This is a genomic window from Fimbriimonadaceae bacterium (assembly GCA_023957775.1).
Taxonomy (GTDB): Bacteria; Armatimonadota; Fimbriimonadia; order Fimbriimonadales; family Fimbriimonadaceae; genus JAMLGR01.
The window spans coordinates 193,820-206,272 of record JAMLGR010000006.1; the positions used below are offsets into that span (position 1 = coordinate 193,820).

The 12,453-nt window shown below is 66.4% G+C and carries 11 protein-coding genes; 8 read left to right on the forward strand and 3 right to left on the reverse strand.

The features are described 5' to 3' along the window. Nucleotides 1-29: 29 nt before the first annotated feature. From M9921_07210 to msrA, 6 genes are all read left to right on the forward strand, one after another. Nucleotides 30-440: a DUF302 domain-containing protein gene (locus M9921_07210; GenBank protein MCO5296628.1), complete on the forward strand. Its 411-nt coding sequence runs from the start codon at nt 30-32 to the stop codon at nt 438-440. A 53-nt stretch (nt 441-493) separates the two neighbouring features. Then, nucleotides 494-1,174: a response regulator transcription factor gene (locus M9921_07215; GenBank protein ID MCO5296629.1), complete on the forward strand. Its 681-nt coding sequence runs from the start codon at nt 494-496 to the stop codon at nt 1,172-1,174. Beyond that, nucleotides 1,171-2,685: an ATP-binding protein gene (locus M9921_07220; protein MCO5296630.1), complete on the forward strand. Its 1,515-nt coding sequence runs from the start codon at nt 1,171-1,173 to the stop codon at nt 2,683-2,685. The genes M9921_07215 and M9921_07220 overlap by 4 nt, the downstream gene beginning before the upstream one ends. 98 nt (nt 2,686-2,783) lie before the next feature. Continuing rightward, nucleotides 2,784-3,647 carry a hypothetical protein gene (locus tag M9921_07225; protein MCO5296631.1) on the forward strand — a complete coding sequence of 288 codons (864 nt, stop codon included), beginning with the start codon at nt 2,784-2,786 and terminating at the stop codon, nt 3,645-3,647. Nucleotides 3,648-3,755: 108 nt separating this feature from the next. Next, a complete protein-coding gene (locus M9921_07230) occupies nt 3,756-3,947 on the forward strand; it encodes a hypothetical protein (protein MCO5296632.1) in 192 nt (63 codons plus the stop codon). Between the two features lie 9 nt (nt 3,948-3,956). After that, the gene (gene msrA, locus M9921_07235; GenBank protein ID MCO5296633.1) at nt 3,957-4,376 is read left to right on the forward strand and encodes a peptide-methionine (S)-S-oxide reductase MsrA; all 420 of its coding nucleotides are present in this window, start codon (nt 3,957-3,959) and stop codon (nt 4,374-4,376) included. 52 nt (nt 4,377-4,428) lie between these two features. On the opposite strand, the gene M9921_07240 is transcribed toward msrA, so the two are convergent. From M9921_07240 to M9921_07250, 3 genes are all read right to left on the reverse strand, one after another. After that, nucleotides 4,429-5,298: a hypothetical protein gene (locus tag M9921_07240; protein ID MCO5296634.1), complete on the reverse strand. Its 870-nt coding sequence runs from the start codon at nt 5,296-5,298 to the stop codon at nt 4,429-4,431. A gap of 12 nt (nt 5,299-5,310) precedes the next feature. Further along, on the reverse strand, nt 5,311-7,578 hold the full coding sequence (locus tag M9921_07245; protein ID MCO5296635.1) for a family 20 glycosylhydrolase: 2,268 nt from the start codon (nt 7,576-7,578) through the stop codon (nt 5,311-5,313). 67 nt (nt 7,579-7,645) lie between these two features. Then, the gene (locus M9921_07250; protein MCO5296636.1) at nt 7,646-8,497 is read right to left on the reverse strand and encodes a methyltransferase; all 852 of its coding nucleotides are present in this window, start codon (nt 8,495-8,497) and stop codon (nt 7,646-7,648) included. A 300-nt stretch (nt 8,498-8,797) separates the two neighbouring features. Between M9921_07250 and M9921_07255 the strand changes: the two genes are divergently transcribed. After that, a complete protein-coding gene (locus M9921_07255; GenBank protein ID MCO5296637.1) occupies nt 8,798-9,784 on the forward strand; it encodes a metallophosphoesterase in 987 nt (328 codons plus the stop codon). Between the two features lie 21 nt (nt 9,785-9,805). Continuing rightward, nucleotides 9,806-12,415 carry a hypothetical protein gene (locus M9921_07260; protein ID MCO5296638.1) on the forward strand — a complete coding sequence of 870 codons (2,610 nt, stop codon included), beginning with the start codon at nt 9,806-9,808 and terminating at the stop codon, nt 12,413-12,415. Nucleotides 12,416-12,453: the final 38 nt, after the last annotated feature.

The window sequence follows — 12,453 nt, forward strand, 5'->3', positions numbered from 1 at the left end:
CGCAGGTATCGTCGTGGGAGAGGCAACCGATGGAACTGAACTCCCTGGCGCTGACCACCACCGTTTCCGGCACCCTCGACGAGGTGCGTCCCCGAGTCGAGGAGGCGTTGAAGGCGCAGGGCTTCAGCGTGCTGACCGAGATCGACATGCAGGAGACGCTGCTCGAGAAGTTGGGCGAGCGGATTGGGCCGTACACGATCCTGGGGGCATGCAACGCTCCGTTGGCCTACGCGGGACTTCAAGCCGACCCCTCGATCGGCCTGCTCATGCCGTGCAACGTCGTTCTCCGCTCGGTCACGGGGGGAACTCAAGTGGCCGCCGTCGATCCGGTCAAGCTGTTCGACGCGCTCCCGGAGGCCGTGCGCGCCAGAACCCTTCCCGTCGCAGAGGGAGCGCGCAAGGCGCTGGCGGCCGCACTCTTCTCGCTCGGCAATAGCTAGGCTCACGATTTCCTCACCTTCGGGTGCCATCGTGCTAGGTTGCAGGTGTTTTCATGCGCATTCTGGTGGTCGAAGACGATGAAGTGATCGCGGAGAGCCTCAAGGAGGCGATCGAAAGCGCCGGTTTTGTGGTGGACGTCGCCCTGGATGGCGAGGCGGGTCTCGACATGGCCGTCGTCGGGCCCTACGCCCTGATCCTGCTGGACCTCATGTTGCCCAAGCGAAACGGCATGGACGTGTGTGCCGCCATCCGGCGCGGCGGCAACCGCGTGCCGATCCTGATGCTGACCGCGCGCGACGCCGTGGAGGACCGCGTCAAAGGTCTGGACTGCGGCGCCGACGATTACCTCCCGAAACCGTTCGATTTCAAGGAGTTGATGGCGCGGGTGAGGGCCCTGCTGCGCCGCGACGCCGTGCACAAAGCGCAGATCGTCCAGGTCGCCGATCTCGTGATCGACTCGGGCGCGCGCAAGGTGACGCGCGGCGGGGAAGAGGTGGCGCTGACGCCGCGCGAATACGAGCTGCTCGAAGCGCTGGCGCGGAACGAGGGGCGCACGTTGACCCGCGAGGTGATCCAAGAACAGGTGTGGGGCGACGACGAAAGCTACTCCAACGTCGTCAGCTTCCACGTGGCGCTGTTGCGGAAGAAGATCGACTCGGGGGATCGCCCCCGCCTCATTCACACCGTCCACGGGGTCGGCTACGTGCTGAAGACGCCGGAGGCCGGAACGTGAAGCCGCTCTCGTTTCGCGTGAAGCTCGCCTTGTGGAACGTCGCGGTGCTGGCCATCGTCCTCGGCGGGTTTGGGTTGACGATCGTCTACGCCGCGCAAGCCCGGTTGGCGGCGTCCGTGGACAACGAGCTTCGCGACCGCGCGCGCCGTTTTCAGCGCGTGCCGCCTGGTGGATTCAACCGATCGCCGCAGGACCCGGGTCGCGGCGGCCCGGATGGTCCGCGACCGCCCCAAGGAGAACCAGGCGGTCCACGCCCGGGTCAACCCGGCGACCAGCCGCAGCCGGGTCCACAGGGCGGCGGCCCCCCGAACGACCCGTTTCGGCCCTTTGGAGTCGCGAGTCCCGGCTTCGATCCGCAGACCGAGCGGATTGCGGCAGTCCGTAGGCCCCGCTTCTTGGAGGAGAGCGGGCGGGGATTGGGGCCCAACGGGTTGGGCCCGTGGGACCTCGGCGCCTTCAAAGCGTCGCTCGCGGGGCGCGAGGCCTTCGTCACCGTGACCGCGGAAGGGCAGCGCATCCGCGTGCTCTCGGTGCCGTGGCCGCGCGAGACCGGCGAGCGCGGAGTGATCCAGATCGGGCGGGAACTCACCGACGTCGAGCAAGGGTGGAGCCGCCACTTGGGGATCTTGGCCACGCTTCTCCCGCTCGCAGTCTTGATCGCGGGGATCGGCGGATGGTTCCTCACGGGTCGGGCGCTGCGCCCCGTGCGCGACGTCACCAAAGCGGCAGCCGAGATCGGTGCCCAGGACCTTTCCAGGCGGCTGGATGTCGAGGGCCGGGACGAACTGGGCGAGCTGGCGTCGACGTTCAACGAAATGATCGCGCGCCTCGAACGCTCGTTCGAGCGGCAGCGGCGGTTCACTGCCGACGCCTCGCACGAGCTGCGCACCCCCCTGACCCGAATCAAGCTCGCCACGAGTTCGGCGCTCGAAGGGGAGCCGAGCGTTGAACGCTACCAACGGGCGCTGAAGGTGTCGGACCAGGCCGCCGATGCGATGTCTCGGCTGGTCCAGCAGCTTCTGCTGCTCGCCAGAGCCGACTCCGGCCGGCTCGAGATGAAGGTTCAGAAGACCGACGTTGCCGACGTGGCGCGGCGCGCGTGGAGCGCCGTGGCGGCGCTTGGCGGGCGCGGGCCCGGTGTGGTGGTCGACGAGTCCGTCCTTGCCCTTGCGGACCCCGACATGCTCCAGCGCGTTTTCGAGAACCTTCTTGAGAACGCGGCGCGCCACACACCCTCGGACGGATCGATCGAGCTGCGCGTGGGTCGTGAGGGAGACTCCGCGGTGGTGCGGGTCCAAGACGACGGCGAGGGCATCGCTCCCGAGCACCTGCCTCGGCTGACCGAGCGTTTCTACCGCGTGGACGATGCGAGGAGCCGAGGGGACGGCGGCTGTGGACTCGGGCTGGCCATTACGCAGGGGCTTGTCGACGCCCACGCGGGAAAGTTGGAGTTCGAAAGCGAGCTGGGCCGCGGGACCGTGGCCACGGTCCGCATCCCCCTTTCCAACTAATTTCGCCGATGGACGCGCCGCTAACGATTTCCTCACCCCGCGATGCGAATCTAGGGTTGTAACCAACACGCGCCGAACGGCGCTCATGGAGGCAACAGATGAACAACAGACAGTGGATTCCGATTTTGGCGACCGTGGCAACGGTGGCGTTGTCGGGTGCCGCCATCGCCCAAGGCGGCTTCGGCGGTGGACAGCGCGGCCAAGGCGGCCAGGGCGGCGGCTTCCAGCGCGGTCCCGGCGGACCGGGTGGGATGCGGGGCGGCCAAGGCGGCCCGGGCATCCTGATGCGCCTCGACGTGCAGAAGGAGCTCAAGCTCACGCAGACGCAGATCGAGAAGATTCAGGCCGAGTTTGGCCGACCCGGCGGTGGCCCCGGAGGCCCCGGCGGAGCGGGCGGCTTCGGCGGTGGACAGCGCGGCCAGGGCGGCCAGGGTGGCGTCGGCGGCGGCCAGCGCGGCCAGGGTGGCCAGGGTGGCGTCGGCGGCGGCCAGCGCGGCCAGGGTGGACCTCCCAACTTCGACCCCGAGGCGATGCGCCAGCGCGCCGAGGAGCAGGACGCGAAGGTCAAGGCGATCCTCAACGACGGACAGTACAAGCGCTACCACGAGTTGGATCTCCAGCTCCAGGGCGCTCGAGCCCTCAATCGCCCGGACGTCGCCGACAAGGTGGGTCTGAGCGAGACGCAGCGGGATCAGATCCGCGAGATCCAGCAGACCGCGATGCAGGGCATGCGGGGTCAGTTCGGCGGCAACGGCCAGCGGCCGGACCCGCAGCAGATGCGGGCGCAGATGGAGAAGATGCAGAAGGAGATCGATGCCAAGATCCTCGCCGTCCTCAACGGGCAGCAGAAGAGCAAGTGGCAGTCGATGCTCGGCAAGGCCTTCAAGTTCGACGACGCCGGCGGCCCGCCCCCGCCCCCGGGTGGCTTTGGCGGACCTCCGCCCCCGCCCCCCGCGTTCTAGACCGCGGACGAGCGCCCGCCCCGAACGGCTCGGGGCGGGCGTTTTCGTTTTTCGTTCTTCGTTTGTCGTTTGTCGGGGGCTTGTGGCGGAACCTAGGAACTTCTTGATGTGTTCCAGTTCTCGAACATGAACACGACGATCTCTTTGGTGGCCCTCGCGGCGGGGCTTGCGATGATTCCCTTCCTCGGGTTGTTCGGGCGCCCGGCCGAAGAGGAGGCGATGGCCTCGCGATTGTCACCTACCGGGTACCGACCCGCCTCGGGGGGCACGACGGAGCTGGCGACGTTCGCCGCCGGGTGATTCTGGGGCGTGGAGGCGGAGTTCCGCCTGATTCCCGGAGTCGTCGCTACGGGTGTGGGCTACACGGGCGGCAACGCCCCCAATCCGACCTACCAACAGGTGTGCGCCGGTGGCACCGGCCACGCGGAGGCTGTTCAGGTGGAGTTCGACCCCTCGGCGATCTCCTACGCGGAGTTATTGGGCCGGTTCTTCGACCAGAACGACCCCACGCGGGGTCGCAGCAGCGCGAAGAGCCAGTACCGCATGGCGGTATTCACCCACGGCGCCGCGCAAGAACAGGCCGTGCGATCGGCGGTGGCTGAGATCGAGAGAAAGGCCGGCCGCGAGGTGGTGGCCTCGATCGAGCCTGCCCGAGAGTTCCACCTCGCCGAGGAGTACCACCAGCGCTACTTCGAAAAGGCCGGGCGCGCGGGTACCTGCAGCTTCTAGCCCCCCGGCCGCAGTTTCACGCAAAGGACGCAGAGTCCGCAAAGGTGGGGGGTCAGCCGCGAGGGCCGAACGTGATCTTCACGGCCGCGCGCTGCTGCGCTTCTGCCGGGATGTGGAGCTTCTTGATGCTGTCCTCGATCTTGGCGATCGCCTCGTCGACCTCCTTCACAGGGGTTGCATCCTCGAAGTACTTGACCAGAAGGCTTTGGCGCTGCGCCTTGAGGTCGAAGAGCGCCGCTTGGACGTCGTCCTCGAGACGCGCCTGCCGGGAGGCCACGGTCGTCTTCCAGCTCTGCTCGGCGACGTTGCCGTTTTGGGCGTGCACCAAGTTCACCAGCTTCTCGACGCCCTCTTCGGGAATGAGGATCAGCATTCCGATGGATGGCGTGTGGGCCGGGTTTCCGTAATCCGCGAACGTGCGGATCTGGCCGCCCAACGGCTTGAGCGAGCGCACGAGCTCCTCCTGGGCCTCTTCGGGGTTCGCCGTGTACACGTTCAGCCGAACCAGTCGAACCTCGGGCTCGCGGAGCGTCACATCGGGGGAGGGTGGGATCAGGGGATCGGTGCCGCTGGGCAGGCCGTTCGCAGGTCCGAGGGTGCCGCTGATCTGCGAGGTGGGCGGAGGAACGGTCGGTGCCGCACCCGGTCCGGAAGGCTGGGTCGTCGGCGATGTGCCCGGAGCGGTCTCGCCTGCCCCGTCGGCCGCGGCTCCGGGGTCCTCCGCCGAGGCGGGATCCACGGGATCGGGGACCACCGCGGGAGGCGCACTCGCCACGGGTGCGGGTTCGCCTGCGGGCAACACGACCTTGGGGGCCTGGTTGCGCATCGCGGCGAAGACCACGACGGAACCCACGACCAAACCTCCCACTCCTGCGAAAAGAGCGATCATGCCCGGCGTCAGTTGCTGGTTGCCTTCCTTCATTCCTGGTCCTTCTTACGAGCGGGGAGGGCTGAGCGGTTCACGCAGCCACCAAGCGGCAGGGACAGGTCCCGCAGAAATGCCGGGGCCGGAGACGGTCAAATCCACGCCGTCTGCGCCGCCTGCCTCGAAGTAGCCGAGTTTGAACGGGTACACGCCCGCTTCGAGATCCACGGCGCCCGACTTCGCTCCGTAGCCGTGAAGGCCATCGTTGTCGACGATCTTGACGCCCGCGAGCCACAGGACGCTTCCATCGTCGCTGCCCAACTGAAACGTATAGGTGCCCGAGGAGGGAATAGAGATATATCCCGTCCATTCAAGACCGAACTTGTCGCGCCCCAGGAACGGCTTCGGGTCGATGTCGGCCACAGGCCTCGGGGTTTCGATGTGAAGGTCGGGCACGCGATCCCACTCCCCTTCCACGTAGCGTAGGTGCAGGCCGGGCTCGAGGCCCGTCCGTGCTCGCGGAACATAACGCGCGCAAGCGACCGACACGATCTCCGAGCGGCGCCCACTCGGCACGAAGGTGGCGGCGCGAACCTGGGTCGTGTCGGCCACCGTGATCGCCTCCGAGTAGTTGGGAGAATCGGGTGTGGGATCGCTTCCATCCAACGTGTACCGTACGGTGGCGCCGGGGGTCGCGGGCGGGGCAAATGTGAGCTTGGCCTGCTTGGCGAAGATCAACGCCGAGTGGCTCGGAGTGGGAGTCGGCACGTCGTAAGCGAGCCGCAGGGCATCCAATCGCTCGAGGAAGCGATCCGAGCGGGCAAGGAACGCGTCGGCGTCGCGATTCGATGCCGGGCTCCAAAGACGCTCGGCCATGCCCAACAGTCTGGGGAAGACCATCGTCTCGACCTTCTCCCACGTGGACATCCACTCGGTCCACACGTTTGCTTGTCCCCCGCGCACGAGCTTGGCCTCTTCGGCGGTCAGAACTTCTGGAACCGGTTCGAACTCGAACGCCTTTCGGGTGCTGATGGACTGGTAGCTGTAATCGAAGTAGCAGTGAGAGGTGGGGGTCATCACCACGGGATGCCCCGACTTCGCGGCCGCGATCCCTCCGTCCACGCCCCTCCAGGACATGACTTGAGCGTTTGGCGCAAGACCACCCTCGAGGATCTCGTCCCACCCCATCATCGTGCGCCCTTTGGCGTTCAGGTACTTCTCCATGCGCTGCAAGAACCAGCTTTGGAGCGCCTCGGGCGTGGCGAGGCGCTCGTCCCGCATGCGCTTCTGGCAGTCGTCGCACCGGTTCCACTGCAGTTTGTTCACCTCGTCCCCGCCGATGTGGATGACCTTGGAAGGGAAGAGCTCCATCACCTCGTCCAGCACACCCTCCAAGAACTCGAACGTGCGTTCCTTGCCGGGGCAGTAGTTGGTTGCGTGGTGCATGCCGGTGGCGATTTTCCACACGTTTTGAGCGAAATACGTGCACGTAACCTCAGGGTACGCCGCCATGACCGGCATGCTGTGGCCCGGCATCTCGATCTCGGGCACGACGGTGATGTTGCGCGCCTTGGCGTAGGCGACGATCTCGCGGACGTCCTCCTGCGTGTAGAAGCCCCCGTAACGTGGGCTCTTGTCCTCGGGCTCGGGAAACTCCAGCTTGCCTTGCGACCAAACCTCGTCCATGGTCTTGCGCCACGCGCCGACGTCGGTCAGTCTGGGGTAGCGCTTGATCTGGAGGCGCCACCCCCCGTCGTCCACCAGGTGCCAGTGGAACACGTTGAGTTTGAGCAGCGCCATGGAGTCCAGGTACTGCTTGATCTCCTCTTTGGGGAAGAAGTGCCGCGACACGTCCAGATGCAGGCCTCTCCACTCGAATCGCGGGGAGTCTTCGATTGCGACCGAGGGAAGTCTCCAACTCTCGGGCTGGCGATCGTCGGGGCGTTCCACCGACGGCGGCAGAAGCTGCCGCAGCGTCTGCGAAGCGTAAAACAGTCCGCCGACCGCGGGGGCTTCGAGCCGGACGTGGGCAGGCGAAACCTCCAGGGCGTAGCCTTCCCGACCAAGGTAGGCGAGGTTGGGCTGAAGGCTGACCGAGATGACTCCGGGTCCCGACGTGGTGGTGTAGGGCAGGCTGTACCCGCTGGCCTTGGCGAGCATCTGGCGAAGAGGCTCGATCACCTTGCGCGCCTCCCCCGTAGCGGCGAAGCGGGTGCCCTCGTCGATGGTGAACGTGCCGAGACCCACGACGACTTTCACCGGCTTGGGAATCAGGGGAGGGAGCACGGTCTGGGCGAGTGGGACGCCGGTTGCGAGGATAGCGGTCAGCGCGAGCATCGATGGTCTCCTGGTGCGAAGCAGTCTAGCGGAAACAGACGCCGTCGCGCCAGACGTCGAGGTGGGCTCAGGCGGTCGCGACGACCCCGAAGGCCTCGGGTGCGCGCTGGACCTGCGAGAATCCGGCTTGCGACAGTCGGCGCATCACGCCGGGGGTCATCTTGGCGCCTTGCCCGCTGTTGGGATCGCCCACGTAGTGGAACAGGCGGCCCTTGCGGCGCAACACGCGGCGCAACTGTTCGTAGAAGGCGAGCGAGTAGAGGTCGCCCCCCAAGGCGATGGTGGGCGGATCGTGGATGATCGCGCTCCACTCGTTGGCCGGCATCGCCTCGATTTCGGTTGCCGCATCGGCTACGCGGAGTTCGATCACGGGACTTTCGAAGAGCGCGCGCGACCAGGGATTCCAGCGGGCGATCTCCACCGCCGCAGGATCGATCTCGAGCGTGAGAACGTATTCTGCGGTCTTGGCTGCCTCGATCGCCGTGTAGCCCAATCCCATGGCGGTGTCGAGCACGCGCCCCCGGGGCGTTCCCAAGGCCTTCACTTTGGCCCGGGTGTCGGACATCGGGTCGCACGCTTTGATGCGATGCATGGGGATGCCGCTGACGAGCACCGTGGGCGCGGTCTCCGTTGGGCAGAGGGAACGAAGCCAACGCGTCTCCTCGCTGAACACCTGCACCGGCCGCCACTCCCCGTCGATGCTGGCGAAGACCTTGCGCGGCTCCTTGGCAATCTCCTCGAGGTCGGTCCACGAGGCGGACAGGCCCTCCGCCGAGACTCCCTCGGCGCCGAGGGAGACGCGCGTTTGCGAACAGCCCAGATCGAGAGAGGCGGTCGTTCCGCTCTTGCCCTCCCGTCGAGCGGCGAGCAGGACCGCCGCGGTACGGGCCTCGAGAAGCGGTTCGCGAATCGGTGTCATCGCGCCTCCCGTTGGGAACGCCAGCAACCCACGCGGCTCCCGCCTGCCGCAGCGGCGCTGGGCGAGGCGGCACTTCTGGACGTCATATCCTCCATTGTCCCCGGTTTGCCTCGGGCGAGAACACGCGGTTCCGGCGATCGGGATTTCAACGCCTTTCTTACACCCGTCGGCCCCGCGAACCATTACAATGAATTCAGGCCATTGGGCGGGCTGGTTCTTCCGATCCTCTTCCCCGACACCGATCCTTTCCGCCCTGGCCACCCCCTTGGCTCTCTCGGACGATCGTCGTACGATGGAAGCGTGAAGTGCACCCGCAGGGAGTTCTTGCAGGCCTCGGCCGCGATGGCGATTGCTCCCAAACTCGTGCCTGGGGCGAAACCCGTCCGCTTCGGCGTGATCGCCGACCTGCACCATGGTTTGCAACCCGACGCGGAGAGGCGTCTGGACGCGTTCCTCGCCGCGGTCGAGTCGCAGAAGCCCGAGTTCCTCGTGCAGATGGGTGACTTCTGCCACCCGACACCCGCGGGCCGAGCCCTGGTGAAGCGCTGGGAGCAGTTCTCGGGGCCCCTCCACCACGTGCTCGGCAACCACGACATGGACCTCGGCGCGAAGCGGGAGATCATGGACGTGTGGGGCATGACGGAGCCCTACTACGCCTTGGACGCGGGGGCGTTCCGGCTCCTCGTGCTCGACTGCAACTTCATCCTCAAAGGCGGGAAGCATGTGGACTACGACCACGGCAACTACTACATCGAGTCCTCGCTCCGCGATCGGGTCAGTCCCGAGCAGATCGAGTGGCTTCGTGGCGAGTTGGCCAAGCCCGGGAAGCCCGCGGTGATCCTCTCGCACCAATCGCTGGACGAGGTGTGGACCGGCTACACCGTGCCGAACCGGCTCGAGGTGCGCCGGGTGATCGACGAGGCCAACGCGCGAGCCCCCGGCTCCGTGGTGGCGTGCCTGTGCGGCCACCACCACCTGGACGAGGCGAGCGTGATCAACGGAGTGCACTACGTCCACATCAACAGCGCGTCGTACTTCTGGGCCGGAGACGGGTTTGGGAGCGAGGGTGCGCGCGCCGTGTACCACGACCCCTTGTTCGCGTTCGTGACGCTGGACCCGGCCGGCAGTCTGCGCATCGAGGGTCGGAGAAGCATGTTCGAGAAGCCCGATCCCGCGGCGACGGGCTACCCGAACGCCGCGCGTCTGCACGCCCGCATCTCCGATCGCGTGCTTCGGTTTGCCCCGTCGCCCGCGGTCGCATTCGATAAGGTTGTGTCAAGACGCTGAGAGCGCGTGTAATCTGGCTCCATGCGTTGTGGTCGAAATCTCCCTGTTTCGCTTCTGCTCGGGGTCCTCGCCGTACCTTGCCTGGCGCAGCAATCCGCCCAGCTGCCGACGGGCAAGCTGATCACGCCTGCGGGCCTGCACACGCCCGTCGGGAGCTACCCGCTGAACATGGCGCTCAGTCCCGACGGGAAATTCCTCGTGGTCACCACCGCCGGGTACCGCGAGTTCTTGAGCGTGATTCGGGTTGCAGACGGGAAGTTGGTTTCGCAGTTGGACTTCAACGCGCGGCCCCAGGGGCAGTTGCGGGATGGGCTGTATTACGGACTGGCGTTCGTCGCGGAGCTAGACGTTCGTTGGGAAGGGGACTACCTGGCGGAGAGTTCGACGCCCGTCCTGTACGCGTCGCGCGGGGCGCAGGACCGGATTTCGCGCTTTGTGTTGTCCAAAAACGGGAAACTCAGCCCCGATGGGCCGGATCTGACTGTTCCGCGGTGGGGAGAGGGCAAGATTCCCAACCATCCGGCGGGCTTGGCGGTCCTCGATGAGCGGCAGTTTGGCGACAACACCCTGTTCGTCGTCAACAACCAGACGTCTCATGAAACGGATTACCGCGCTTCCTTGAGCCTCTTCGATTTGAGGAACAGCACCCACCAAGGCCGCATCCCCCTGCCGGGATTCCCCATGGCCGTCGCGGCGGTTACCCAGGGACCGCGTGCGGGCAAGCGCGTGTACGTGACCAGCGAGCGCGACGGCGTGGTGTCGGTGATCGATCCTTCGGACATGCGCCTGCTCAAGAACGTGCCCACCGGGGCCGCCCCAGTCGGGCTCGCCCTGAGCCCGAACCAGGACGTGCTCTACGTCGCCAACTCGGGCAGCGACACGGTGAGCTTCCTCTCCACAGCGAGCAGCGGCATCCTGGCCACGGTGCTGCTCCGGCCGGACGACGTGCGCGGCGTGCCCGGGGCCACGCCCACAGGACTCGGCCTGTCGCCCGACGGCAAGACACTCTATGTGACGCTGGCCGACCTGAACGCGATCGCCGTCGTGGACACGGTGCACAGGCGCCTGAAGGGGTACATCCCGACGGGCTGGCTCCCCACGAGCGTCGTCGCAGCCCCCGACGGGAAGCACCTGTTCGTCGCGAGCGCGAAGGGCATTCAGGTGCGGAACCCCAACAACAAGCCGGTCGGCACGTGGGGGCAGTACATCCAAGACATCCTCGAGGGCACCGTGTCGCGGGTGGCCGTTCCCTCGGAGGCGCGGCTGAAGAGCTGGTCGAAGCAGGTGGTGGTCAACAACTGGATCCGCCCCGGCATCTCGGGCTCGACGCTCAAGGGGTTTGCCAACCCGGGCATCCAGCACGTGATCTACATCGTGAAGGAGAACCGCACGTACGACAACGTATTCGGCGATTTGCCTGGTGGGGACCCTTCCATCTGTCTGTTCCCGCGCCCGGTGACCCCGAATCAGCACGCCCTGGCGGAGCGGTTTGCGCTGCTGGACAACTTCTACTGTCCCGCCGAGGTCTCGCAGGACGGTTGGTTGTGGAGCACCGCCGGGATGGTCTCGGCGTACGCCTCGCGCAACACGCCGTACAACTACAGCGGACGGGGTCGCTCCTACGACACCGAGGGCTCCAACAACGGCGTGCCGGTGGACATGATCGGGATCTCCGACGTCGCCCGCCCGTCGGGCGGCTACCTTTGGGACAAGGCGCTGCAGCACGGCGTTTCGTTCCGCAACTACGGGTTCTTCCTCCAGTCGAACGACCCTGCGGACAAGCGGAACGACGTGCTCAAGGACGTCAAGGACAACACGCCCACCAAGCGCGCGCTGGTCGGCCGAAGCGACGACGACTTCCGCCATTACGACCTCTCGTATCCCGACAGCGAGGCGTGGATCAAACACGGGGTCTCCGCGCCGAAGCAGTTGAAGTCGTTCGGCAGCAAGCGCTCGCCGAGCCGGTTCTCGGAGTGGAAGACCGAGTTCGACGGGTTCGTGAAGGCGGGCGAGATGCCGTCCCTTCAACTCGTGCGGTTCTGCGTGAACCACACGGCGGGCACGTCGCCGGGCATGTTCTCGCCGCGCGCCATGGTCGCGGACAACGACTACGCGGTGGGGCAGCTCGTGGAAGCCGTGTCGAAGAGCCCCTTCTGGAAGAGCACGCTGATCATCGTTCTGGAAGACGACGCCCAAGCGGGCTACGACCACATCGACGCGCACCGCTCGATCGTGCAGGTGATCAGCCCCTACGTGCCGCGCGCGACGGTGGACCACCGGTTCTACAACACTGACAGCGCGCTGCGGACCATCGGGTTGGTGCTGGGCATGACGCCCCTGAACCAGTACGACGCCGCGGCCTCGCCGTTCGGATTCCTGGCCGCGGACGCCGGCAACTCCGAGCCCTACGAGGCGATCCTTCCCGCCAAGGAGATCGTAGGCGAGGTCAATCCTTCGAACGCTTACCGCGCGAAGGACAGCGCCCGCATGATCAACCTGTACGCGGAGGAGTCGTTGCCGGACGAGGAGTTGAACGACGTGCTTTGGGGCGCGATCAAGGGCGCGAAGACGCCCAGGCCCAAAGTGCGCCGCGGGTTGCAGATCGGCCCGAAGGTCTTGAAGGACGACTAGGACTTTCGCCTTGCATTTCCTGACCAATTGGTCAATAA

Excerpts from the sequence above, each read along its gene's own strand:
- M9921_07210 (MCO5296628.1), top strand. The coding sequence starts at position 30 with ATGGAACTGAACTCCCTGGCGCTGACCACCACCGTTTCCGGCACCCTC.
- M9921_07215 (MCO5296629.1), top strand. The coding sequence starts at position 494 with ATGCGCATTCTGGTGGTCGAAGACGATGAAGTGATCGCGGAGAGCCTC.
- M9921_07225 (MCO5296631.1), top strand. The coding sequence starts at position 2,784 with ATGAACAACAGACAGTGGATTCCGATTTTGGCGACCGTGGCAACGGTG.
- M9921_07240 (MCO5296634.1), bottom strand. The coding sequence starts at position 5,298 with ATGAAGGAAGGCAACCAGCAACTGACGCCGGGCATGATCGCTCTTTTC.
- M9921_07245 (MCO5296635.1), bottom strand. The coding sequence starts at position 7,578 with ATGCTCGCGCTGACCGCTATCCTCGCAACCGGCGTCCCACTCGCCCAG.
- M9921_07250 (MCO5296636.1), bottom strand. The coding sequence starts at position 8,497 with ATGACACCGATTCGCGAACCGCTTCTCGAGGCCCGTACCGCGGCGGTC.
- M9921_07260 (MCO5296638.1), top strand. The coding sequence starts at position 9,806 with ATGCGTTGTGGTCGAAATCTCCCTGTTTCGCTTCTGCTCGGGGTCCTC.